This window comes from Micromonospora sp. NPDC052213 (assembly GCF_040679695.1).
In the GTDB taxonomy this organism is placed as follows: domain Bacteria; phylum Actinomycetota; class Actinomycetes; order Mycobacteriales; family Micromonosporaceae; genus Micromonospora.
In genome coordinates, this window is sequence record NZ_JBFAVI010000120.1 from 1 (window position 1) to 21,625 (window position 21,625).

The window sequence follows — 21,625 nt, forward strand, 5'->3', positions numbered from 1 at the left end:
CCCGCGTCCTGCCCCGGTTGGAGCAGGCCGCGCAGCTCGGCGGCGAGGGCCGGGAAGCGCTGGACGACGGTGTCCACCGACACCGCCGGGTCCAGCAGGGCGGCCGGCAGGCCGAGGTCGTCGACGACCGCCATGCTGGCCGACTCCAGGGCGGGCTGCTCGTCGGGGTCGAAGAGCCGGGCGAGCAGGCGCCAGTAGAGCACCTGGCGCCGGTTGGCGTCGGCGTGGTCCGCGGGGGCGAGGGAGTCGGTCATCGGCGCAGCAACCGTCCCGCGCGCTCGCGCAGCACCGCCACGGCGTCGCCCGCCTTGGCGTCGGCCTTGGCGGCCTTCGGGTCGGTGACTCCGCACGCCCAGTCGCCGGTGTGCGCGCCGACCGGCTTGCGCTTGACGGTGGCCTGCACCGCCAGCGGCTGGAGCAGCCACCGGCCGTCGTCCCACCGGACCAGGCCGAGGCACGCCGACGAGGCCGCGATCAGGGCGGGCGTGAGCGGGCCGCAGGAGGGCAGCCGGTCGACCGCGACGGCGAGCGGGTGACCGTCGAGTTCGACGGTGAGCGCGCCGTCGTCGTCGCGCACGGTGTAGCCCTCCAGCAGGACGGGCTCGGCGATCCCGACCGGGTGCCGGTCCAGCGGCGCCGGCGCCGCCGCGACCGCCGCCGGCAGCAGGACCCGCGCGGTGGCGAACGGGTCGGCTGCCTCGCCGAGTCGCGCCCGGTCGTCTTGCCAGAGCAGATCCGCGCCGCGCAGCGGAAGGCCGCTGACCGTCAGGCCCCGCCGTTCGGCCAGCGCGGCCAACAGCACGGGGTGGGCGTCCAGCAGGCGCCACAGCGCCGGCCCGACGATCGTCTCCACCTTGACCGCCCCGACGGCGGCGCGGACCAGGCGGGGCGCTCCGCCGTCGGCCGGTTCGAGGATCCCGTGCACCTGGGCCTGCACGGCGGTGTCGTGCTCGTGCACGTCGACACCGAGCACGAGGAGCCGCCCGGACACCTCCTCGACGGCCGGCGGGGCGGTCACGGCCGCCGCGTCCTGGGCGAGCAGCAGGCCCCGCGCCCACAGGTCGGCCCAACGCCGGACCGGCGGATGCGCCATCGTGGCGACCGGCGCGCAGGCCCGCAGCTCGGCGGCCAGGCCGTCGAGCAGCACCGCCAGCCGCCGCAGGCCCGGCTCGGCGAGCGCGGCCTCGATCGGCGTCGCGGCCGCGGCGACGAGCTCGTGGTCGACGCCGCCCCACCCCGCGAGCGCCAGCTCGTGCAGCCACGCGCGGACGCCGGCGAGCGGCGGCGGCGCGTCCGCCGCGGGCCCGGGCGGGCCCGGCGCCCAGGGGGCGTGCGCCCGGCCCAGGGCGGTGTCGAGCTGCCCGAGCAGCGCGTCGTGGGCCGCGCCGAGCAGCGCGCACCGGGCACCGGCGAGGGCGACGAGATGGTCCTCGGTCACCGAACCGGCGGTCACCTTGCCGACCGCCTCGGCCACCAGGTCGCCGAGCGGGGTGGGGGCGAGCGCTCCGGCCAGCGCGGCCAGCGCCGCCGCGTCCTCCTCGTTGACCCGGGCGAACCCGCGGACCAGGGCGCCGTCGAGACCCGCGACGAGGTCGAGGGCGTCGGTCAGACCGGTCGGTGCGCCGTCGCGCAGGACGGCGAGCTGCGTGCCGAGCATCAGCGGCCCGCCCCGGTGGCCGGGAACCAGTGCAGCTCGGGCAGGGGCGCCGTGCTGCCGGGGAGTTCCAGATAGGACAGGTGGCGCAGGAAGCGGCTGAACACGACCGCGGCGGGGGTCGGCTCGTGCCGCGCGTCCAGGGCGGCGATCAGGTCCCCGCCGCTGCTCGCCCCGTCGCCGACCTCGACCCGCAGGTAGCGGGCGACCCGGTCGACGCCGTACTGGAGGACGGCCTCGTCCACGAGGGCGTGCAGGTGCTTGCACAGGACACCGCGCAGCCCGCCGCAGGGGCGGTTGTTGTTGGTGCTGCAGTGGTAGGCGTGGGTGCCGGCCGCGATCGAGGACACGTAGACCCGCTCGACGTCCGACCCGCTCGACACCACGCCCTGCAACCGCCCGTCGGCCAGCTCCACGAAGGGCACCTTGGCCAGCTTGCGGGGCCGTGCGGGCGGCACCACCCGCACGGTGCTGCGCCGTCTCCACGCGGCCAGTTCCGCGTCCGCCACTGTCCGAACCTCCCGTCCGCCGCCGCGCGGCGCCGCCGTGACCACGCCGACGCCGGATGGACCCGGCTTCGCCGTCACGACGAGGATCATGGACCACGGGTGCGACATCGTCGCCGGGGGCCGGCGATGTCAGGGGCGACGACCGCCGGCGCGGGGTGTCGCGGTTGGTCGCGGTCAGGGCGGCACGGGCGTACGACCTGCGTCGTGTCTCCGACACCGACCCACGTTCATCAGGTCTCGCCTAATTAAGTTGAAGTTGATATAAATGACCGGTGCACGCCTTCGATGTGCTCGGCGACCCGGTGCGGCGCCGCATCCTCGAACTGCTCACCGACGGTGAGATGACCGCCGGTGGGCTGTGCGACGTGATCCGGCGCGAGTTCGGGATCTCCCAGCCCGCCGTCTCGCAGCACCTCAAGGTGTTGCGGGACAACGGCTTCGCCACCGTGCGCGCGGAGGGGACCCGACGGCTCTACGCCGTCGACCCCCGGCCCCTGCGGGAGGTCGACCAGTGGCTCGACCACTTCCGTCGGTTCTGGACGCCGCCCCTGCAGGCCCTCGCGACCGAGCTCGCCCGGGGCATGCGCGAACGGCGGCTACGCGGGCGGCCCGGCGACGCGCCCGACGACGACGGCGACCGCTGAGGCCGCCGCCGGAGAAACGTGCGGCGTCCTGTCGGAGCCGTCGGGCAGACTCTCCGGCATGTCGCCGCGATCCGTCGCCACCCTCGTCGCCGCCACGCAGGCCGGCGAGAGGGTCCGCTACCTGCACTTCTGGGGCCACCGGCCGCGCCGCGACGGCGGCGTCGGGCCGGGCTGCCTGAGCCAGTGGTGGCCGGCCCCGTTCCGCGACGGCGGCCGGACGTATGCCACCGCCGAGCACTGGATGATGTGGCACAAGGCGATGCTGTTCGGCGACGCGGACGTCGCCGCCCAGGTCCTGGCGGCCAGGCACCCGCACCGCGTCAAGTCGCTCGGCCGCCGCGTGCGCGGTTTCGACGAGGCGACCTGGGCGGCCCGGCGCTACGACATCGTGGTGGCGGGCAGCGTCGCCAAGTTCGGCCAGCACGACGACCTGCGGGCGTTCCTGCTGGCCACCGGCGAGCGGGTGCTCGTGGAGGCCAGCCCGGTGGACCGCGTCTGGGGCATCGGGCTGGCCGCCGACGATCCGCGCGCGGAGGATCCGCAGGCATGGCAGGGCGCGAACCTGCTCGGCTTCGCCCTGATGGACGCCCGCGACGCCCTCCGCGCGGGCGGTTCGTGACCGCGGGACCGCTGCCGGGCGGCTCCGGAGCGGGGCGGCTCCGGAGCGGGGCGGGTAACGTGCTTCGGCATGACGGCCGCCGCGTACTCCCACTGCTCCTTCTGCGGCGTGGCCTACCCGGCGGCGGCCGGGTGGCCGCGGGTCTGCGCGGCCTGCGGTGAGACCGTCTGGCGCAACCCGCTGCCCGTCGCGGTGGCGGTGCTGCCGGTCCGCACGGACGCGGGCCTCGGCGTGGTCGTCGTCCGCCGGGACATCGAGCCGGCGCGTGGCCTGCTCGCGCTGCCGGGCGGCTTCATCGAGTACGGCGAGGAGTGGCAGGAGGCCCTGGTCCGGGAGCTGTGGGAGGAGACCGGCCTGCGCGCCGACGCCGCCGACGCCCGCATCTTCGCGGTGCACAGCGCCCCGGCCGGCGGCACCATGATGGTCTTCGGGGAGCTGCCCGAGCAGCGGGCCGAGGCGCTGCCGCCCTCGGCGCCCACCGAGGAGGCCACCGAGTGGCTGGTGCTCACCGAGCCGACGGAGTTGGCCTTCTCCACCCACACCCGGGTGCTCGCCGACTTCCTCGCGCGGCGGGCGGCCTGACCCGGGCCGGCACCGCGCGGCCTACCCGACCGGCACCGCGTTGCCTGACCCGGGCCGGCACGACGCGCGGCCTGACCCGGCCCGTATCGTCCGGCGCCGGTTCGGTCGGGCTCGGGCGTGGCCGCCGGTCAGACCGCGAGGTAGCGGGCGGGCACCGCGTCGGTGAGCCAGACCCCGTTGGCGCTGCGGTAGAAGGCGTGCCCGTCGCGGGCCATCCCCGCCGCGTCCACCGTCAGGATCACCACGTCTCCCCGCCGGCGGGCGCCCACCTGCCGGGCGGTCGCCACATCCGGTGACAGGTGGACGTGGTGCCGGCCGCCCCGGTGCAGACCGGTCGCGCGGATGGAGTCGAGGGCGACGCTGCTGGTGCCGTGGTAGAGCCGCGCCGGCGGTGGGCACGGCGTGAGCCCCAGGTCGACCGGGATGGAGTGCCCCTGGTTGGCCCGGATCCGCTCGACACCGTCGGGGCCGCGTTCGACGGCGAAACGCTGCTTGTCGTTGCCGGCGACGACGGCGTCGAGGTCGACGCGGTGGACCCGCAGCGCGGTGAGCAGGTCGTCGACCGGTACCCAGCCGGCCCCGTCGGGCACGAGGCCGAACCGGGCGGGCTGGTGCCGCAACGCCAGGGACATCCGCTTGCTCAGCCCCACCATCGCCCGATGATCCACCCCCGAAGTCTGCCTCCCGGAGCATGATCCGCGCCAGGCGATCAGGCGGGCAGGCCGCCGCACGCCACCGGTCGAGTCCGTCGGGCCGCCGCACGCCACCGGTCGGCGCCGTCAGGCCGCCGCATCCCACCGGTCGAGGCAGTCGGTCTGCCGCACGCCCCGGTCAGCCGACCGCCCAGCCGGGCCGGCGGTCAGGCGGCGGGCCGGTCGGCGGTCGGGCGGCGACGGCGGGCCGGGTCGGTGAGCGCCGGCGGGCGCCAGACGCCGTCCGGGGCGTACAGGTCGGTGCCGGGTGGGACGATCTCGTCGATCCGGTCGAGCGCGGCGTCGTCGAGGGTCAGCGCGGCGCCGGCGAGCAGGCCGTCGAGCTGCTCCATCGTCCGCGGCCCGAGGATCGTCGAGGTGACCGCGGGGTGGGCCACGGTGAACGCCACGGCCAGCTCCGGCAGCGAGCAGCCGACCTCCCCGGCCAGGTCGACCAGCCGCTCGACCGCCTGGTACTTGGCGGCGTTGCCGGGGATCGACGGGTCGAACCGGGCCGGGGTGAGCGCGGGTCGCCCGGCGGCCAGGTCGACGGGACGGCCGTGGCGGTAGCGGCCGGACAGGAAGCCCGAGGCGAGCGGGCTCCAGACGAGCACCCCCATGCCGTACCGCTGGCAGACCGGGAGCACGTCGGCCTCGATTCCCCGGGCCAGGATCGAGTACGGCGGCTGCTCGGTGCGGAACCGGCCGAGGCCGCGCCGCTCGGCGACGTGCTGCGCCTCGACGATCTCCTCGGCCGGGAAGGTGGAGCAGCCGAACGCCCGGATCGTGCCGGCCCGGACGAGGTCGCTCAGGACGCCGAGGGTCTCCTCGATGTCGGTGGTGTGGTCGGGGCGGTGCACCTGGTAGAGGTCGATCCAGTCGGTGTCGAGCCGGCGGAGGCTGTCCTCGACGGCCCGCAGGATCCAGCGTCGGGAGTTGCCGCCCCGGTTGCGCCCCTCCCCCATCGGGAAGTGCACCTTGGTGGCGAGCACGACGTCGTCCCGGCGGCCCCGCAGCGCCCGGCCGACGATGCGTTCGCTCTCGCCGGCCGAGTACATGTCGGCGGTGTCGACCAGGTTGACGCCGCGGTCGAGGGCGGCGTGGATGATCCGGACGCAGTCGTCGTGGTCGGGGTTGCCGACCGCGCCGAACATCATCGTGCCGAGGGCGTGGACGCTCACCTCGATGCCGGTGCCGCCCAGGACGCGGTAACGCATGCTCGTGCTCCTCGTGTCGCCACGCCCGGCGTGGGTCCGCCGGGCGTCCGGGCCACGTTAGGAATTCGAGTGCGCTGGAAGTCAACACCGGAGCCACCCGGGCCGTCGGTCGGTCTCCGGTGCGCCTCGCCGCCGACGGTCGGGCCGGCGACGCCCCGCCCCTACGGTCGGCCCAGGTGCCCGCGACCACGCATGCCGGCCCGGCCACCGCCGGATGTGACCGGGCCGGCACGGATCAGGCCGCGGCGCCCGTGCCGGTGACGGCGGCCGTGATCTCCACCTCGATCAGCGCGCCGGGCAGGAAGAGGCGGTTCACCTCCACCGTCGTGCTGGCGGGCGGGGGCGTGGCGGTGAAGAGCCGGCGCCGGACCGAGGCGTACCCGGGCAGGTCACCGAGGTCGGTCATGAACGTCCGGATGTGCAGCACGTCCGCCAGTCCCGCGCCGTGGGCCGACAGCACGCCGCCGACGATCTCGAAGATCCGTTCGGACTGCGCAACGATGTCGCCCGGCCCGACCAGGTGGCCGGCGTCGTCGACGGCGACCTGGCCGGCGAGCACCAGCAGGGCGCCGCCGGGCAGGTCGAGGCGGGCCACGTGGGCGAACCGGTCGCCGAACGGCGCGGCGACGGCCGGCGGGTTGTCGAGGGTGAGGTTCACGAGCGCTCCAGGCTGACGAGGGTGGCGATGTCGGTGGTCGGGTCGGGGGCGGCGTCGAGCACGGTGCGGGTCGCCCGGACCAGCGGGGCCGCGGTGGCGCCGAGCGCGGCGCGGGCCAGGTCGAGGTCCTTGCCGGCGAGGGCGACCGGGAAGTCGGCGTCGCGGGCGGCGGCCCGCCCGAGCACGCCACCGAGCGGACCGCCGGCCAGCGCGTCGAGGGCGGCGGCCGGGTCGACGCCGACGGCGCGGGCGACCGCGAGGGTGTCGGCCAGCCCGCCGAGGGCCACGAGCAGCGCCGTGTTGAGCACGAGCTTCAGCGCGGCCCCGCTGCCGGTGCCGCCGCAGTGGCGTACGGCGCCGAGCGCCGACAGGACGGGGGCGACCCGGGCGACGGCGGCGTCGGTGCCGCCGGCGAGCACCCGCAGCCGGCCGGCGCGGGCGGCGGCCACGCTCCCGCCCACCGGGGCGTCGACGAGGTCGACGGTGGCGGGCAGCCGCGCCGCCAGAGCGTGGACGGCGGCCGGGCCGATGGTGGACATCTCGACGAGGCAGGCGCCCGGTGGCAGGGCCGGGGCGGCCCCGTCCGGCCCGAACAGCACCGCCTCGGCGGCGGCGGCGTCGGTGAGCGTCGTGATGGCGACCTCGGCGTCGCGGGCGGCCTGGGCCGGAGTCCGGGCCACGTCCGCGCCGGCCTGCCCGAGCGGGGCGGCGCGGGCGGCGGTGCGGTTCCACACCGTCACCTGGTGGCCGGCGTCGAGCAGGCGCAGGGCGATCGACGCCCCCATCCGCCCGGTGCCGAGTACGGCGATCTTCGTCATGCGGGAAACCGTAGACAGCGCGCTGCCATGCGACCAACGAATCTTTCCGATGGCCGTCATGCGGATAGCGCATGGGTCGCGTACGCTCGCGGGATGCAACCGCTGGCCCTGGAGGTGTTCCGGACGGTGGCCCGGCACGGCTCGATCACGGCCGCCGCCCGCGAGCTGCGCTACACGCAGTCGGCGGTCTCCCGGCAGGTCGCCGCGCTGGAGGCCGAACTCGGGATGGTGCTGTTCGACCGCCTTCCGCGCGGCGTCGCGCTGACCGAGCCGGGACGGTGCCTGCTGCCGCACGCCGACGCGGTGCTGGAGCGGCTGGCCACCGCCCACCGGGACCTCGACGCGCTGCGCGGGCTGGGTGGCGGACGGCTGCGGGTGGGCGCGTTCCCGACCGCGATGGCGGCCCTCGTGCCGCGCGCGCTGGCCGGATTCCGGGAGGCGCACCCGCGGGTGGCCCTGTCGGTGGTGGAGGGGCGGACGCCGGACCTGCTGGAGCGGCTGCTCGCCGGCGACGCCGACGTCGCCGTGGTGAGCGCGCCGCCCGACCGCCCGCTGGACCCCGGGCGCTTCGACCTGCACCACCTGCTCGACGAGCGCCTGCTGGTCGCGGTCGCCCGGCAGCACCGGCTGGCCCGGCGCCGCACGGTGCGCCTGGCGGAGCTGGCCGACGACTCGTTCGTCGCCGGTTCGCCCGGCGGCGAGGACCCGTTGATGCGCGCCACCATGCCGCCCGGCTTCCGGCCCCGGGTGGACATCGTCGCCGCCGACTGGACCGGCAAGCTGGGCTGCGTGGCGGCCGGTCTCGGGGTCGCGCTGGTGCCGGCGTTGGCGGTCCGGGCCGCCCCGGCCGACCTGGCCCTGCTGCGCCTGCACGCCGACGACGCGCCGGCCCGCCGGGTGTACGCGGCCACCGCCGCCGGGCGGCACCATCCGCCCGCGGTCGCCCGCCTGCTCGCCGGCCTGGCCGGGGAGGCCCGCCGGCTCTGAGACGGGACACCAGGCCCGTCGCCCGGGGCGCCGGGCGGATATCCTCCACCGGGTGAACGCGGGCCGGCAGACCGAGCGCACGCTGATCGCCTCGAACAAGAAGGCGCGGCACGACTACACGATCCTGAAGACCTACGAGGCGGGCATCGTGCTGGCCGGCACGGAGGTCAAGTCGCTGCGCGAGGGTCGGGCGTCGCTGGTCGACGCGTTCGCCCAGGAACACGACGGCGAGCTCATGCTGCACGGCCTGCACATCGCCGAGTACGGCTTCGGCAGCTGGACCAACCACGCGCCCCGACGGACCCGCAAGCTGCTGCTGCGCCGGGTGGAGATCGCCCGGATCCTGGAGAAGACCCGCGAGGGCGGGCTGACCCTGGTGCCGCTGTCGATGTACTTCGCGGGCGGCTGGGCGAAGGTCGAACTCGCCCTGGCCAAGGGCCGGAAGTCGTACGACAAGCGGCAGGCGCTGGCCGCGCGGGACGCCGACCGGGAGATCGCCCGCGAGCTGGGCCGCCGCCTCAAGGGCCGCACCGCCCGGCGGGGCTGACCGCCGCCACCACCTCTTTCCTGGTTCACCGCCTGCCGTGGCGTCGCGTCACGCTGCGTCGCCACGGCGCGCCCGTCGGTGCTTGACGGGGCGTCACCGCCCGTGGTCTGCTCGACGCAAGTCGGTAATGGCAATCGTAGTCATTATCACTGAGCCCGAGGAGAAGCATGTCTCTCACCGTCTCCCCCGCCCTGCTCGACGCCGCCGAACGCGGTCCCGTCGACGACACCGAATTCATCGCCTGCGTCCGCGACTCGCTGCCGTACGCCTGGCAGACCGTCAGCCGGGTGGTCGCCGAACTGGAGTCCACCGGCACGGACCACGCCGACAACGTGATCCCGCCGCCCACCGACGCCGAGCGCGGCCAACTGCTGCGGGCGCTCGCCAGCGACGCCATCCGGGCTGGCCTGGAGCGGCACTTCCAGGTGAAGCTCGCGTTCCAGAACTGCCACCGGGTCGCCGCGTTCCGCCCGGCGGCCGTCGACTCCGACGCGTACCGGCGGTTCGTCTCCGCCCGGGGCCAGCTGCTCAACCAGTCCCCCGAGCTGCGCAACTGCTGACCCGCCCGGTCGCGGCCGCGGGCGGGACGGGACGCCGTTCCGCCCGCCGCGCGACGGACCGGCCACGGACGCGCGGCCCACGTCGGTCGACTGCGTCAGCGGGGCCCCGGGGAGGGCGGCGCGGGCGGGGCGGCGGGACCGGGGGCCGGCAGGCGGCCGAGGCAGCGCGGGTCCGGCCGGCCCACCGGCTGCCGGGGGATCATCCAGTCCAGCGCCGTCTCCTCCACGTGCCAGCCGTACACGTCGACCCGGCTGACCGGGATCCGCCCGGGGTCGGGGCAGAGCCGCTGGCCGCGTACCAGGTCGTTGGGCAGGAAGCGCACCTCGCCCCGCCCGTCGAGCACGATCGTCATCCGGTCGGTGACGGTGACCGCCTGGCCGCGTACCACCTCCCGGGCCGGGCCCGACTCGGCGCCGACCTCCACGGCGACGGCGGGCAGCAGCGGGACCCGGAGAAAGACCACCCCCATCACCAGCGGCACCACCGCCGCCACCGCGTACGCCAGGGTGCGGGTCAGCGCCGGGGCGACCGGGCGCGGCACCGGGCCGGTGAGCACCGCCGCCCCCAGCGGCGGCACGACCAGCAGTAGGGCCGTGGCCAGCTCCCCGTGCCGGCCGGCGGCCACGACGGCCGGCGCCAGGCAGGCGTAGCTCGCGGCCCCCGCGACGACGGGCAGCACCAGGCCGGTGACCAGGAGCCGGCGGGGCCGGTCCGGGTGGCGCAGCCGGGTCCGCAGCGCCAGCAGCGAGAGGGCGAGCATCAGCAGCAGCGGCAGGAACCGCAACTGCCAGGTGAGGGCCGCCAGCGCGATCGCCGCCACCAGGACCCAGCCGGGGGTACGCACGGTGCCGTAGGCGAGCAGCGAGCGTTCGGGGTCGAACCGGTCAGGCGCGCTGACCTGGAGCAGCCGGCCGAGGGCGGCCAGCACCAGCACGACGAGCGGGAACGCCCACACCAGCGCGATCAGCAGGGCGCTGAGCAGCCCGAGCGGGCTGACGTACTGCACCAGCAGCAGCATCGTCGGCATGTCCTGCCGGCTGAGCCGCCACAGCCGCAGCACGAGCAGCAGCACCGGGAACGCGGGCAGCAGCGTCAGCAGCCACTGCTGCGCCTGTTCCGCCTGCTTCGTGCCCGGGCGGCGGTCCGGACGCCCGACGGCGGCCGGCTCGGAGACGGCAGCGCCCATCTCTCCCACGGCCACTGCCGCACCTCCACCTTCTCCTCGGGCTCCGGCTGCCGGCCGACCGCCACCTGCTGCGGGTTGCTGTACTGCTGCTCCGAGGCCAGATAGCGGTCGAACGCCGCCTTCCACCGGTCGCCGTCCGGGCCCTTCGCGGACTGGTAGAGGGAGAGGTTGACGAGGTCCCGCATCGCCGGGTTGGGCCCCGTGTTCACCCCCCACTTCTCCGCCGCGTCCGCGCCGATGTCCCAGTGCCGCAGCTCCGTACGCCGCAGCAGCTTCGTCGCCGGCGGCAGCTCGCCGGGCGGACGCGGGCCCACGAAGCCGGCCAGGATCGCCGCGTCGGTGGTGACGGCGTCGACCTCGCCGTCGTAGAGCGCCTGGACGCACTGGCTGATCCGGTTGCGACCGATCGGGTTCGCGCCCGCCTCGCGCAGGCGCTGCTCCGACGTGGACGTCCCCAGCGTGCAGACCTTCGCCTTGTCGAGGTCCCGCAGGCTGGCGACCTGCCGGCGGTCGGACGCCCGCGTCAGCACCGACTGCTCTGTCTCCAGATAGGGGAAGGAGAAGACGACGCCCTGGTCCCGGCGCTCCTCCGTGATGCTGTAGGAGGCGATGACCAGGTCGACCGTGACGAAGCTGCCGTCGGTGTCGCGGGCCTGCCGCCGGGCCCGGTCCTCGCTCTCGATCGGCAGCAGCGTCACCTCCGGCGCGTCGAAGCCCAGGTCCTCGGCGATCATGTAGGCGATGTCGATGTCGAAGCCCTCGAACGCGCCGTTCTCCAGTTTCTGCGCCACCCCGGGCTGGTCGTCCTTCACCCCGATGAGCAGCCTGTCGCGGTTGGTCAGCCCGGCCCGCTCGCGCAGCTCGTCCCAGGTGGGCGGGCCGCTGGCGACGATCACCCGCACCGCGGCGACCGCGACCACCGCCAGCAGGAGCAGCAGCGCCGCCAGGCGCACCTGCCGGGACCGCGACACGCCACCGGACGCCGTCGCCGCGGCCGACAGCCCCGGCGAGTCGCCGCCGGTCTCCTTGTCCTGACCCAACTCGGCCTCCCGGTCGCCGCCCACGCGAGCCCTCCATTGTGGTCCATGCCGCACCGCCGCGACAGTACGGAAAGCGACCGGCACGGCCCGTGTCGCCACCCCGGCCGAATCACGCCCGCGCCGCCGGCCGGCCCCCGGCCACGCACCCGTTTTCCGACCCGCCCTGCGGTGACGGCCCGTCCCGCCGGCCCGCCGGCGGCGCCCGTGCCGCCGGCCGACCCCGCCGTGCGTCGACGTCGCCCGCCTCCTGGCGGCGTCCACCCCCGACGCATGCCGCCTCCCCGCGTACCGACCGCACGATGCGTGCCGCCGCCCGCGAACGCCAGGGCCAGCCGCCCAGGAGGCGGCAATCGCCAGGGGGACGGGGGCCAAACCATCGCATCTGCCGGATGGCTAGGATGGGCCGGTGACGACGTTCCGCATCGGCGAGGCGGCCGAGTTGCTCGGGGTCAGCGCCGACACCGTGCGCCGGTGGGTGGACGCCGGCCGGCTCGCCGCCGGCCGCGACGAGCACGGGCACCGGGTGATCGACGGGGTCGACCTCGCCGCGTTCGCGCGCGGGCAGGCGGCCGACCCCGACGAGCGGTCGGACTCCTCGTCGGCCCGCAACCGGCTGCGCGGCATCGTGGTCAACGTCGTCAAGGACACCGTCATGGCGCAGGTCGACATCCAGGCCGGGCCGTTCCGGATCGTCTCGCTGATGAGCCGGGAGGCCGTCGACGAGCTGGACCTGCGGGTCGGCTCGCTGGCCGTCGCGGTGATCAAGTCGACCACGGTGGTGGTGGAACGGGCCACCACCCCGGCCAGCAGCAGAGGGAGGCAGACGTCATGACGGCGACGCCCCGGCCACGGCCCGGACGCCCGGGCCGGCGCTGGCTGCGTACGGTGGCGGCGGTGCTCGCCCTCGCGGGCCTGGCGGGCTGCGGCGGCGGGGGCTCGGCCGACGGCACGGGCGCCGGCGGCACGGTGACGGTGTTCGCCGCGGCCTCGCTGACCGAGTCCTTCACCCGGCTCGGCCGGGACTTCGAGGCGGCCCACCCGGGCACCACCGTGGTCTTCAACTTCGCCGGCAGCTCGGCGCTGGCCGCCCAGATCAACCAGGGCGCGCCGGCCGACGTGTTCGCCGCGGCGGCGACGCGGAACATGGCCACGGTCACCGAGGCCGGCAACGCCGACGGCGACCCCGCCGTCTTCGCCCGCAACCAGCTCGTCGTCGCCGTGCCGAAGGGCAACCCGCGCGGCGTGACCGGGTTGGCCGACCTGACCCGCCCCGGGCTGACCGTCGCGCTCTGCGCCGAGCAGGTGCCCTGCGGCGCGGCGGCGCGCACGGCGCTCGACGCCGCCCCGGTCAGCCTCACCCCGGTCACCCTCGAGCAGGACGTCCGGGGCGCGCTGTCGAAGGTGCGCCTCGGCGAGGTCGACGCGGCCCTCGTCTACCGCACGGACGCGCTGGCCGCCGCGGCCGACGTGACCGCCGTCGAGTTCCCCGAGTCCGCCCGCGCCGTCAACGACTACCCGATCGTGGCGCTGCGGGACGCACCCAACCGGGACGGCGGGCGGGCCTTCGTCGCGTACGTCCGCTCGGAGCGGGGGCGGACGGTGCTCACCGAGGCCGGCTTCCAGGCGCCGTGAGGCGTACCGACGGCGTGCGGCGACGGCGGGGCGCCGGGGTGCCGGTCGCGCTGCTGCTGCCGGCCGTACTCGGCCTGGCGTTCCTCGTCCTGCCGCTGGTCGGGCTGCTGGCCCGTACGCCGTGGGCCACCCTGCCGCAGCGGCTCACCGAGCCTGGCGTGCTCACCGCGCTGCGGCTGTCCCTGCTGACCGCCACCCTCGCCACCCTGCTCTGCCTGCTGCTCGGGGTGCCGCTGGCGTGGCTGCTGGCCCGCGTCGAGTTCCCCGGCCGCCGCCTGGTACGCGCCCTCGTCACCGTGCCGCTGGTGCTGCCCCCCGTGGTCGGCGGGGTGGCGCTGCTGCTGGTCTTCGGCCGGCGGGGCCTGCTCGGCGGCTGGCTCGACGCGACCTTCGGGATCACCCTGCCGTTCACCACCGCCGGCGTCGTACTGGCCGAGGCGTTCGTCGCGATGCCGTTCCTCGTCATCGCCGTCGAGGGCGCGCTGCGCGGCGCGGACCGTCGGTACGAGGAGGCGGCGGCGACCCTCGGCGCCGGCCGGTGGACGACGTTCACCCACGTCACCCTGCCCCTGGTGGCCCCCGGCCTGGCGGCCGGGGCGGTGCTGTGCTGGGCCCGGGCGCTCGGCGAGTTCGGCGCCACCATCACCTTCGCGGGCAACTATCCCGGCCGGACGCAGACCATGCCGCTGGCGGTCTACCTGGCGCTGGAGACGGACGTGCAGGCCGCCGTGGTGCTCAGCCTCGTCCTGCTCACCGTCTCGGTGGCCATCCTGGCCGGGCTGCGCGACCGCTGGATCACCAGCCCGTGAGCGCGCCCCTGCTCGACGCCCACCTCGTCGTGGACCGGGGCGGATTCCGCCTCGACGTGCCCCTGCGGGTCGCCGCCGGCGAGGTCGTCGCGCTGCTCGGCCCCAACGGCGCGGGCAAGACCACCGCGCTGCGGGCCCTCGCGGGCCTGCTCCCGCTGACCGCCGGCCACCTCACCCTCGACGGCGTCGACCTGGACCGGCCGGCGCGGCGCGCCTGGACGCCGACGGAGCGCCGACCGGTCGGCGTGGTGTTCCAGGACTACCTGCTCTTCCCGCATCTCACGGCCCTGGACAACGTGGCGTTCGGGCCGCGGCGGCACGGCGCCGACCGGCGCGCCGCCCGGGAGACCGCCCGCACCTGGCTGGACCGGGTCGGCCTGGCCGAGCACGCCCACCGCCGGCCCCGGCAGCTCTCGGGCGGGCAGGCGCAGCGGGTGGCGCTGGCCCGTGCGCTCGCCGTCGCGCCGGCGCTGCTGCTGCTGGACGAGCCGCTCGCCGCGCTCGACGCGCGCACCAAACTGGACACCCGGGCCGAGCTGCACCGGCACCTCGCCGCGCACCCGGGGGCCACGCTGCTGGTGACCCACGATCCGCTGGACGCGCTGGTGCTGGCCGACCGGCTGGTGATCGTCGAGGAGGGGCGGGTGGTGCAGGAGGGGGACGCCGCGACGGTCACCGCGCGGCCCCGCACCGACTACGTGGCCCGGCTGGTCGGGCTGAACCTGCACCGGGGCCGCGCCGACGGGCACCGCGTCCGGGTCGCCGACGGGCTGACCCTCACCGTCGCCGACCGGCTCGACGGGGACGCGTTCGTCGCGTTCCGGCCGTCGGCGGTGGCCCTGCACCCGTCCCGGCCGGAAGGCAGCCCGCGCAACACCTGGGCGGCGACGGTGGTCGGGGTGCAGCGGCACGGAGACAACCTGCGGGTGCGGCTCGACGGGCCGGTCGAGGTGGCGGCGGACGTCACCCCGGCCGCCGCCGCCCAACTCCGGCTGGCTCCGGGGCAGCCGGTCTGGGCCGCCGTCAAGGCGGCGGAGACCCACGCCTATCCCGCCGTCTGACGCCGCCGACGTGTCGCGGCGCCATCAGGGCACGGGATCGCCGCCGTCAGGGCACGGGGTCGCCGCCGTCAGGGCGCGAGGTCGGCGGCCAGCAGGTCCGCGTGGGCGGCGCGCAGCCGGGCGAGGTCGGGGTCGCTGCCCGGCCGGACGCGGCGGTCGAGCTCGGCCCACGCCTCGGCGAGGGCGGCGGTGACCGCGCGCAGCTCGGCGGAGTGCCGCCGGCTGCTGCGCCGGTGCGCCTCGTCGAGCCGGCGGGCCCAACCGGCGGTCACGGCGGCGAGGCGGTCCGCGTCGGCGCGGGCCTGGGCGGCCGTGCGGGCGGCGGCGGCCGGCACGATCGCCGCGACCGGTCGGGGATCGCCGTCGCGGGTGACGACGGTGACGGCGTCGGTCAGCTCGGCCAGCGCGACGAGTTGGGTGAACCGGGTGCGCGCCTCGCGCAGCGGCACCGAACGCGGCTGGTCGGTGTGCGGGGTGAGAGCGGGGACAGCCATGGATGGATGGTCGCCGCCGGGTACGACATTTCCGCCCGTCGACGGTCCAGGGTGGACACGGCGGGCCGGAAACTGCCACGAGGCGCCCCGTCGCGGGCGGATACGCTGCTCGCCCAGCGCCGCGCCGCAGCCCGGTGCGGCGGAGCCGCCACCCAGGAGGAAGCCGTGTCCAGCCTCGACGTCCGTACGGTCGACCTGCGGGCGATCAACTCGCTGACCAAGTACCCGTCGATCCCGACGTACCACGCCCTCGACCCCCGCGACGGCGGGCTGCTGGCGGAGTGCGTCGAGTTCACCGGGCCGGTCACCCTCACCGAGAAGATCGACGGGACGAACGCCCGGATCGTCGTGCTGCCCGACGGCGCGTACCTGATCGGCAGCCGGGAGGAGCTGCTGTACGCGCGGGGCGACCTGATCGGCAACCCGGCGCTCGGCATCGTCGACGCGCTGCGCGACGTGGCCGAGCGGCTGACCGGCGCGGCGGCCGACGACCGGGTCACCGTCTTCTACCTCGAGGTGTACGGCGGCAAGGTCACCGCCGCCTCCCGGCACTACACGGCCAGCCGGCAGGTCGGGCACCGGCTGTTCGACGTGGCGGTGCTGGAGGACCCCGCGCCGATGCTCTCCTGGCCGGCCCAGCGGATCTCGGCCTGGCGCGACGGCGGCGGCCAGCGCTTCCTCGGCGAGGCCGACCTCGTCGCGCGGGCCGACGCGCTGGGCCTGGCGACCGTGCCCCGCCTCGCCACCGTCGCCGCCGGGGACCTGCCCCGCGAGATCGACAAGACCCACACGTTCCTCGTCGACCACCTGCCGCGGACCACGGTGGCCCTGGACGGGCCGGCCGGCCGGTCCGAGGGGCTGGTGCTCCGCGCGGCGGACCGCTCGGTCATCGCGAAGGCGCGGTTCCAGGACTACGAGCGCACGCTGAGGCGCCGCGAGGGTCGGCGCTGACCCCGGCTCGGCGGCGCGTCCCCGTACGCGCCGCCGACCCGGTCCCGCCGCAACTCGCTTGCATCGCCGGGCACGCCGGGCCACGATCCCCTGACTGACCCGGGTGGGCGCACGCCGGACCGTGCGACCCGGCGGGCGACGTACCAGGAGACGGGGTGGCGACCGTGCGGAGCGTCCACGAGCTGACGACCGGGATCGACGTGCGGGCCGTGGTGCTCGTCGAGGGCAGGAGCGACCGGGTCGCGCTGGAGACGCTCGCCGCCAGGCGGGGCAGGGACCTCGACGCCGACGGCGTACGGGTGGTGTCGATGGGTGGCGCGACGAACATCGGCCACTTCCTCGACCTGTTCGGCCCGTCCGGGCGCCGGCTGCGGCTGGCGGGCCTCTACGACGACGCCGAGGAGGGCTTCTTCCGGCGGGGGCTGGAACGGTGCGGCCTCGGCGCGGGCCTGTCCCGGTCCGACCTGGCGGCCCTGGGGTTCCACGCCTGCGTGGCCGACCTGGAGGACGAGCTGATCCGCGCGGTCGGCGTGGCCGGGGTGCGGGAGGTCATCGCCGCCGAGGGTGAGCTGCGCACGTTCCAGCTGTTCCAGCGGCAGCCGGCCCAGCAGGGGCGCGCCGTCGAGGCGCAGCTGCGCCGGTTCCTCGGCACCCGGTCCGGCCGCAAGAGCGCGTACGCCAGGCTGCTGGTGCGCGCGCTGGAGCCGGACCGGGTGCCCCGTTCACTCGACGCGGTGCTCGCCCACGTCTGACCGGCGGGCCCGCCACTCGGGCGCCAGCACCGACCACACCTGAAGGTCGATCCGCCCGTCCGGGCCGGGGTAGACCTCGCGCAGCGTCCCGTCGTGGCGCATGCCCAGCCGCTTGGCGGTGGCGATGCTGCGGGCGTTGCGGGCGTTGGTGCGCCACTCGACCCGGTGGATGCCCCGCTCCTCGACGGCCCAGTCGACGATCCGCTCCACCGCCCGGCTGACCAGCCCGTGGCCCTCGGCGGCGGGCTCCAGCCAGCAGCCCGCCTCGCAGACGCCCGTCGCCGTGTCGAGCGAGACGAACAGGACCCCGCCGACCAGGGTGCCCTGCCGCCAGAGGCCCCAGATGCCGCCCGCGCCGCGCGCCCACCGGTCGGCGTGACGCTGGAGCACGGCCCGGGCGGAGTCGAGGTCGGTGGCCACGAACGCCGGCGACACCCAGGGCGCGATGTGCTCGCGGGCCCGGTCCAGGTGGGCGAGGAACTCCTCGGCCCGCCAGGGCTCGAGGGGACGCATCTCGACGTCCTCGGTCAGGGACAGGGCGAACACATGACCTCCCATGCGACGGATACCGCCACACCCTACCGGTATACACACCACGTATACATGGTGTGTATAGTCCCCGCCATGTCGATCGGACAGACCTTCCTCGGCCTGCTGGAGGCCACCCCCCGCCACGGCTACGACATCAAACGCCTCTACGACGAGCGCTTCGGCCACGCCCGCCCGCTCGCGTACGGGCAGGTCTACGCCACCCTCTCCCGCCTGCTGCGCAGCGGGCTGGTGGAGGTGGAGGCGGTCGAGCCCGGCGAGGGCCCGGAGCGCAAGCGGTACGCGATCACCGAAGCCGGCGTCACCGATGTCGGGCAGTGGCTGGCCCGGGCGGAGAAGCCCGAGCCGTACCTGCAGAGCATCCTCTACACCAAGGTGGTGCTGGCCCTGCTGACCGGCCGCTCCGCCGCCGACCTGCTCGACGTGCAGCGCGGCGAGCATCTGCGGATGATGCGCGAGCTGACCCGCCGCAAGCGCGACGGCGACCTCGCCGAGCAGTTGATCTGCGACCATGCTCTGTTCCACCTGGAGGCCGACCTGCGCTGGCTGGAGCTGACCGCCGCCCGTCTCGACGACCTCGCCGCGGCGGTCCGGTCGTGACCGCGCCGCTGCTGGTCGCCGAGGACCTGCACCGCTCGTTCGGCCCCACCCGGGCGCTCGCCGGCGCCAGCCTGCGCGTCCACGAGGGCGAGGTGCTCGCCGTGATGGGCTCCTCGGGCTCCGGCAAGTCCACCCTGCTGCACTGCCTCGCCGGCATCGTCCGGCCCGACTCCGGCCAGGTGCTCTTCGCCGGCCGTGACCTCGCGACCCTCACCGACGCCGAGCGCAGCGCGCTGCGCCGGGAGTCGTTCGGCTTCGTCTTCCAGTTCGGCCAGCTCGTGCCGGAACTGACCTGCCTGGAGAACGTGGCGCTGCCGCTGCGGCTGGACCGGGTCGGCCGCCGCGAGGCGGAGCGCCGGGCCACCGAGTGGCTGGACCGCCTGGAGGTCGCCGAGGTGGCCGGCAAGCGGCCCGGCGAGGTCTCGGGCGGGCAGGGGCAGCGGGTGGCGGTCGCCCGGGCGCTGGTCACCCGCCCCCGGGTGGTCTTCGCCGACGAGCCGACCGGCGCGCTGGACTCGCTCAACGGCGAGCGGGTGATGCGGCTGCTCACCGCCGCCGCCCGGGAGACCGGCGCGGCGGTGGTGCTGGTGACGCACGAGGCGCGGGTCGCCGCGTACTCCGACCGGGAGGTGGTGGTGCGCGACGGCCGCACCCGCGACCTGGAGGTCGTGGCGTGACGCGGCTGCGCCACGGCGCGGCCGACCTGGCCATGGGCGCCCGCATGGTGCTGACCGGCGGCCGCGACGGCTGGCTGCGCGCGGTGCTGACGGCGGTCGGCGTGGGGGTCGGGGTGGCCATGCTGCTGCTCGCCGCCTCGGTGCCCGGCGCGCTGGACGCCCGCGAGGCGCGCGGCGACGCCCGCGACGACCTGCGGATGGGCGGGCAGATCCCGGCCGCCGCGAACACGCTGCTGCTCCGGCAGGTCGACACCGCGTTCCGGGAGCGGCCCGTGCGGGGCCGGATGCTGCAGGCCGAGGGGCCGGCCGCACCGACGCCGCCGGGCGTGGCGACGCTGCCCCGCGCGGGCGAGGTCGTGGTCTCCCCCGCGCTGCGCGACCTGCTCGACTCCGCCGACGGCGCACTGTTCGCACCCCGGCTGGGCGGGGCCCGGGTCACCGGGACCATCGGCGACGAGGGCCTGGCCGGCCCCCAGGAACTGGCCTTCTACCTGGGCAGCGACCGGCTGAGCGCGGACGACGGCGCGACCCGGCTGGACGCGTTCGGCGGCGGGCTGCCCGGCGAGGGCTTCGCCCCGGTGCTGATGGTGCTGGTGGTCGTCATCTTCGTCGTCCTGCTGCTGCCCATCGCCGTCTTCCTCGGCGCGGCGGTGCGGTTCGGCAGCGAACGCCGCGACCGGCGGCTGGCCGCGCTGCGGCTGGTGGGCGCGGACGCCGCGATGGTCCGGCGGATCGCCGCCGGGGAGGCCGCGAGCGCCGCGCTGCTCGGCGTCGCGGTCGGCGGCGCGCTCTTCGCGCTCGGCCGCCAGGTGGCGCCGCTGGTCACCCTGATGGACCTCAGCGTGTACGCCGCGGACGTGCGCCCGCCGCTGCCGCTGGTCGCCGCCGTGGTGGTGGCGGTGCCGGCGCTCGCCGTCGTGGTGACCCTGGTGTCCATGCGCACGGTGCTCGTCGAGCCGCTCGGGGTGACCCGGCGCGCGACGCCGGTGCGCCGCCGGCTGGCGTGGCGGCTGCTGCTGCCGGCCGCCGGGCTCGGGCTGCTGCTGGCCGGCGCCGCCGGTGTCGCCCCGCTGGGCGCCGAGCAGCAGACGGCGGCCGGCGCGGTGCTGCTGCTGATCGGCGTGGTCACCCTGCTGCCCTGGCTGACGGACCTGCTGGTACGCCGGCTGCGCGGCGGTCCCGTGCCGTGGCAGCTCGCGGTGCGGCGCATCCAGCTCGACAGCGCCGCCTCGGCGCGCCTGGTCAACGGCATCGCGGTCGCCGTGGCGGGCACCATCGGGCTGCAGATGCTCTTCGCCGGCGTCTCCGACCGGTTCACCGTCGCCACCGGGCAGGACACGTCGCGGGCCCAGGCGCAGGTGGAGTTCCCCGCCCGCCCCGACGCCGCCGCGGCGCTGGGCCGGCTGGCCGCCGCGCCCGGCGTGACCGCCAGCAACGCCACCCTGCGGAGCGTCGTCGGGGCCGCCGGGGGCGGCACGTTGGTCGACCTGCGGATCGGCGACTGCGCCGCGCTGGCCGAGTTCGCCCGGCTCGACGGGTGCGCCGACGGCGACGTCTTCCTGGTCCGCGACGCCACGGCGCCGCAGGCGGAGATCCGGCCGGGCGCCACCGTCACGGTGCCGGACGTCGACGGGTCGGCCTGGCAGATCCCCCGGGACGCCCGGGAGGCGCCGATTCGTCCCGGCCCCGCCGGCCACGCGCAGACCAGCGTGCTGGCCACCCCCGGTGCGGTCGACGCCGCCCGGCTGGGCCCGTTGCGCGCGGACGCGTACCTGCGGTTCGCGCCCGACCGGCTGGACGCGCTGGAGCACGTCCGCAACGTCGCCGCCGGCGTCGACCCGTTCGCCTCGGTGCTCACCCTGACCGAGACCACGCAGGCCACCCAGTTCGTCAACATCCGGCGCGGCCTCTACGTCGGCGCGGCGGTCACCCTGCTGCTGATCGGGGCCAGCATGCTGGTCGGCGTGCTGGAGCAGCTACGGGAGCGCCGCCGGCTGCTGGCGATGCTGGTCGCGGTCGGCACCCGGCGCGGCACGCTGAGCTGGTCGGTGCTGTGGCAGACCGCCGTGCCGGTGGTGATCGGGCTCGTCCTGGCGGTGGTCTTCGGGCTGGGTCTCGGCGCGGTGCTGCTGCGCATGGTGCGGGAGCCGGTCACGGTCGCCTGGCCGGCGCTGGGCATCTCCACCGGGCTGGGCGCGGCGGTGGTGCTGCTGGTAACCGGGCTCAGCCTGCCGGCGCTGTGGCGGCTGACCCGGCCGGACGGCATCCGCACCGAGTGAGGCCGCGAGCCGGCGGTCCGACCCGCCCAGAACCGGGCGGAAGCCCGGTCGACCCGGGTGTGCATCACGGCCCCGTTCACGCCCCCGCCCGGGGCCCCGCGCCCGCC

General features: G+C 76.3%; 25 protein-coding genes and 1 pseudogene. 15 read left to right on the forward strand and 11 right to left on the reverse strand.

What is annotated here, in order from left to right:
- From AB0L34_RS24045 to AB0L34_RS24055, 3 genes and pseudogenes are all read right to left on the reverse strand, one after another.
- A pseudogene (locus AB0L34_RS24045) lies at positions 1-254 on the reverse strand (VWA containing CoxE family protein); the annotation flags it as partial.
- Positions 251-1,657, reverse strand: coding sequence for a hypothetical protein (locus tag AB0L34_RS24050; RefSeq protein ID WP_363706748.1), 1,407 nt, complete (start codon positions 1,655-1,657; stop codon positions 251-253). The pseudogene AB0L34_RS24045 and the gene AB0L34_RS24050, both read right to left, overlap by 4 nt.
- A complete protein-coding gene (locus tag AB0L34_RS24055; RefSeq protein WP_363706750.1) occupies positions 1,657-2,163 on the reverse strand; it encodes a hypothetical protein in 507 nt (168 codons plus the stop codon). The genes AB0L34_RS24050 and AB0L34_RS24055 overlap by 1 nt, the downstream gene beginning before the upstream one ends.
- 272 nt (positions 2,164-2,435) lie before the next feature.
- On the opposite strand from AB0L34_RS24055, the gene AB0L34_RS24060 reads away from it, so the two are divergent.
- The 3 genes from AB0L34_RS24060 to AB0L34_RS24070 all read left to right on the forward strand — a co-directional run bounded on the left by AB0L34_RS24060 (position 2,436) and on the right by AB0L34_RS24070 (position 4,008).
- The gene (locus AB0L34_RS24060) at positions 2,436-2,807 is read left to right on the forward strand and encodes a metalloregulator ArsR/SmtB family transcription factor (RefSeq protein ID WP_357461723.1); all 372 of its coding nucleotides are present in this window, start codon (positions 2,436-2,438) and stop codon (positions 2,805-2,807) included.
- A gap of 58 nt (positions 2,808-2,865) precedes the next feature.
- Positions 2,866-3,426, forward strand: coding sequence for an NADAR family protein (locus AB0L34_RS24065; protein WP_363706752.1), 561 nt, complete (start codon positions 2,866-2,868; stop codon positions 3,424-3,426).
- Between the two features lie 69 nt (positions 3,427-3,495).
- Entirely contained in the window at positions 3,496-4,008 is a 513-nt protein-coding gene (locus tag AB0L34_RS24070; protein ID WP_363706754.1) for an NUDIX domain-containing protein, read from the forward strand.
- Between the two features lie 128 nt (positions 4,009-4,136).
- On the opposite strand, the gene AB0L34_RS24075 is transcribed toward AB0L34_RS24070, so the two are convergent.
- The 4 genes from AB0L34_RS24075 to AB0L34_RS24090 form a co-directional block, all read right to left on the reverse strand.
- The gene (locus AB0L34_RS24075; RefSeq protein WP_363706756.1) at positions 4,137-4,676 is read right to left on the reverse strand and encodes an RNA 2'-phosphotransferase; all 540 of its coding nucleotides are present in this window, start codon (positions 4,674-4,676) and stop codon (positions 4,137-4,139) included.
- 191 nt (positions 4,677-4,867) lie between these two features.
- On the reverse strand, positions 4,868-5,917 hold the full coding sequence (locus AB0L34_RS24080) for an aldo/keto reductase (RefSeq protein WP_363706758.1): 1,050 nt from the start codon (positions 5,915-5,917) through the stop codon (positions 4,868-4,870).
- Positions 5,918-6,152: 235 nt separating this feature from the next.
- On the reverse strand, positions 6,153-6,575 hold the full coding sequence (locus AB0L34_RS24085) for a RidA family protein (protein WP_363706760.1): 423 nt from the start codon (positions 6,573-6,575) through the stop codon (positions 6,153-6,155).
- Positions 6,572-7,393 (reverse strand): NAD(P)-dependent oxidoreductase, encoded by an 822-nt coding sequence (locus tag AB0L34_RS24090; protein ID WP_363706762.1) that lies wholly within the window; start codon positions 7,391-7,393, stop codon positions 6,572-6,574. The genes AB0L34_RS24085 and AB0L34_RS24090 overlap by 4 nt, the downstream gene beginning before the upstream one ends.
- A gap of 93 nt (positions 7,394-7,486) precedes the next feature.
- Here AB0L34_RS24090 and AB0L34_RS24095 point away from each other — a divergent pair, with 93 nt between their 5' ends.
- The 3 genes from AB0L34_RS24095 to AB0L34_RS24105 all read left to right on the forward strand — a co-directional run bounded on the left by AB0L34_RS24095 (position 7,487) and on the right by AB0L34_RS24105 (position 9,487).
- Positions 7,487-8,380, forward strand: a complete 894-nt coding sequence (locus AB0L34_RS24095) for a LysR substrate-binding domain-containing protein (RefSeq protein WP_363706764.1) — start codon at positions 7,487-7,489, stop codon at positions 8,378-8,380.
- 52 nt (positions 8,381-8,432) lie between these two features.
- Complete coding sequence (gene smpB, locus AB0L34_RS24100) at positions 8,433-8,927, forward strand: SsrA-binding protein SmpB (RefSeq protein ID WP_350707279.1); 495 nt, start codon at positions 8,433-8,435, stop codon at positions 8,925-8,927.
- Positions 8,928-9,094: 167 nt separating this feature from the next.
- Positions 9,095-9,487 (forward strand): SCO5389 family protein, encoded by a 393-nt coding sequence (locus AB0L34_RS24105; RefSeq protein ID WP_357461714.1) that lies wholly within the window; start codon positions 9,095-9,097, stop codon positions 9,485-9,487.
- A gap of 95 nt (positions 9,488-9,582) precedes the next feature.
- On the opposite strand, the gene AB0L34_RS24110 is transcribed toward AB0L34_RS24105, so the two are convergent.
- Positions 9,583-10,689 carry a hypothetical protein gene (locus AB0L34_RS24110; RefSeq protein ID WP_363706766.1) on the reverse strand — a complete coding sequence of 369 codons (1,107 nt, stop codon included), beginning with the start codon at positions 10,687-10,689 and terminating at the stop codon, positions 9,583-9,585.
- Positions 10,581-11,738 (reverse strand): transporter substrate-binding domain-containing protein, encoded by a 1,158-nt coding sequence (locus AB0L34_RS24115; RefSeq protein WP_363706768.1) that lies wholly within the window; start codon positions 11,736-11,738, stop codon positions 10,581-10,583. The genes AB0L34_RS24110 and AB0L34_RS24115 overlap by 109 nt, the downstream gene beginning before the upstream one ends.
- A 382-nt stretch (positions 11,739-12,120) precedes the next feature.
- Here AB0L34_RS24115 and AB0L34_RS24120 point away from each other — a divergent pair, with 382 nt between their 5' ends.
- The 4 genes from AB0L34_RS24120 to AB0L34_RS24135 are packed head-to-tail and all read left to right on the forward strand — an operon-like array spanning position 12,121 to position 15,216.
- Entirely contained in the window at positions 12,121-12,546 is a 426-nt protein-coding gene (locus AB0L34_RS24120) for a TOBE domain-containing protein (RefSeq protein ID WP_363706770.1), read from the forward strand.
- Positions 12,543-13,346: a molybdate ABC transporter substrate-binding protein gene (gene modA / locus AB0L34_RS24125; RefSeq protein ID WP_363706771.1), complete on the forward strand. Its 804-nt coding sequence runs from the start codon at positions 12,543-12,545 to the stop codon at positions 13,344-13,346. Before AB0L34_RS24120 ends, modA begins: the two co-directional genes overlap by 4 nt.
- The gene (locus tag AB0L34_RS24130; RefSeq protein WP_350707271.1) at positions 13,343-14,155 is read left to right on the forward strand and encodes an ABC transporter permease; all 813 of its coding nucleotides are present in this window, start codon (positions 13,343-13,345) and stop codon (positions 14,153-14,155) included. Before modA ends, AB0L34_RS24130 begins: the two co-directional genes overlap by 4 nt.
- Positions 14,152-15,216, forward strand: coding sequence for an ABC transporter ATP-binding protein (locus AB0L34_RS24135; protein ID WP_363706773.1), 1,065 nt, complete (start codon positions 14,152-14,154; stop codon positions 15,214-15,216). Before AB0L34_RS24130 ends, AB0L34_RS24135 begins: the two co-directional genes overlap by 4 nt.
- A gap of 68 nt (positions 15,217-15,284) precedes the next feature.
- On the opposite strand, the gene AB0L34_RS24140 is transcribed toward AB0L34_RS24135, so the two are convergent.
- Complete coding sequence (locus AB0L34_RS24140) at positions 15,285-15,710, reverse strand: type II toxin-antitoxin system Phd/YefM family antitoxin (RefSeq protein WP_357461706.1); 426 nt, start codon at positions 15,708-15,710, stop codon at positions 15,285-15,287.
- Positions 15,711-15,875: 165 nt separating this feature from the next.
- On the opposite strand from AB0L34_RS24140, the gene AB0L34_RS24145 reads away from it, so the two are divergent.
- Together AB0L34_RS24145 and AB0L34_RS24150 are read left to right on the forward strand one after the other, a co-directional pair.
- Positions 15,876-16,661 (forward strand): RNA ligase family protein, encoded by a 786-nt coding sequence (locus AB0L34_RS24145; protein ID WP_363706775.1) that lies wholly within the window; start codon positions 15,876-15,878, stop codon positions 16,659-16,661.
- A 155-nt stretch (positions 16,662-16,816) separates the two neighbouring features.
- A complete protein-coding gene (locus AB0L34_RS24150; RefSeq protein ID WP_363706777.1) occupies positions 16,817-17,413 on the forward strand; it encodes an ATP-dependent endonuclease in 597 nt (198 codons plus the stop codon).
- On the opposite strand, the gene AB0L34_RS24155 is transcribed toward AB0L34_RS24150, so the two are convergent.
- Complete coding sequence (locus AB0L34_RS24155; RefSeq protein WP_357461700.1) at positions 17,384-17,959, reverse strand: GNAT family protein; 576 nt, start codon at positions 17,957-17,959, stop codon at positions 17,384-17,386. The two genes, AB0L34_RS24150 and AB0L34_RS24155, sit on opposite strands and share 30 nt — an antisense overlap.
- A gap of 78 nt (positions 17,960-18,037) precedes the next feature.
- Between AB0L34_RS24155 and AB0L34_RS24160 the strand changes: the two genes are divergently transcribed.
- From AB0L34_RS24160 to AB0L34_RS24170, 3 genes are read left to right on the forward strand one after another with little or no spacing between them, the layout of a single operon-like run.
- Positions 18,038-18,562, forward strand: coding sequence for a PadR family transcriptional regulator (locus AB0L34_RS24160; protein ID WP_350707260.1), 525 nt, complete (start codon positions 18,038-18,040; stop codon positions 18,560-18,562).
- The gene (locus AB0L34_RS24165) at positions 18,559-19,239 is read left to right on the forward strand and encodes an ABC transporter ATP-binding protein (RefSeq protein WP_363706779.1); all 681 of its coding nucleotides are present in this window, start codon (positions 18,559-18,561) and stop codon (positions 19,237-19,239) included. Before AB0L34_RS24160 ends, AB0L34_RS24165 begins: the two co-directional genes overlap by 4 nt.
- Entirely contained in the window at positions 19,236-21,518 is a 2,283-nt protein-coding gene (locus AB0L34_RS24170; protein WP_363706780.1) for an ABC transporter permease, read from the forward strand. Before AB0L34_RS24165 ends, AB0L34_RS24170 begins: the two co-directional genes overlap by 4 nt.
- Positions 21,519-21,625 lie beyond the last annotated feature (107 nt).

Coding starts and splice junctions, on each gene's coding strand:
- AB0L34_RS24050 (WP_363706748.1), bottom strand. CDS start 1,657: ATGCTCGGCACGCAGCTCGCCGTCCTGCGCGACGGCGCACCGACCGGT.
- AB0L34_RS24065 (WP_363706752.1), top strand. CDS start 2,866: ATGTCGCCGCGATCCGTCGCCACCCTCGTCGCCGCCACGCAGGCCGGC.
- AB0L34_RS24070 (WP_363706754.1), top strand. CDS start 3,496: ATGACGGCCGCCGCGTACTCCCACTGCTCCTTCTGCGGCGTGGCCTAC.
- AB0L34_RS24080 (WP_363706758.1), bottom strand. CDS start 5,917: ATGCGTTACCGCGTCCTGGGCGGCACCGGCATCGAGGTGAGCGTCCAC.
- AB0L34_RS24090 (WP_363706762.1), bottom strand. CDS start 7,393: ATGACGAAGATCGCCGTACTCGGCACCGGGCGGATGGGGGCGTCGATC.
- AB0L34_RS24095 (WP_363706764.1), top strand. CDS start 7,487: ATGCAACCGCTGGCCCTGGAGGTGTTCCGGACGGTGGCCCGGCACGGC.
- AB0L34_RS24105 (WP_357461714.1), top strand. CDS start 9,095: ATGTCTCTCACCGTCTCCCCCGCCCTGCTCGACGCCGCCGAACGCGGT.
- modA (WP_363706771.1), top strand. CDS start 12,543: ATGACGGCGACGCCCCGGCCACGGCCCGGACGCCCGGGCCGGCGCTGG.
- AB0L34_RS24140 (WP_357461706.1), bottom strand. CDS start 15,710: ATGGCTGTCCCCGCTCTCACCCCGCACACCGACCAGCCGCGTTCGGTG.
- AB0L34_RS24160 (WP_350707260.1), top strand. CDS start 18,038: ATGTCGATCGGACAGACCTTCCTCGGCCTGCTGGAGGCCACCCCCCGC.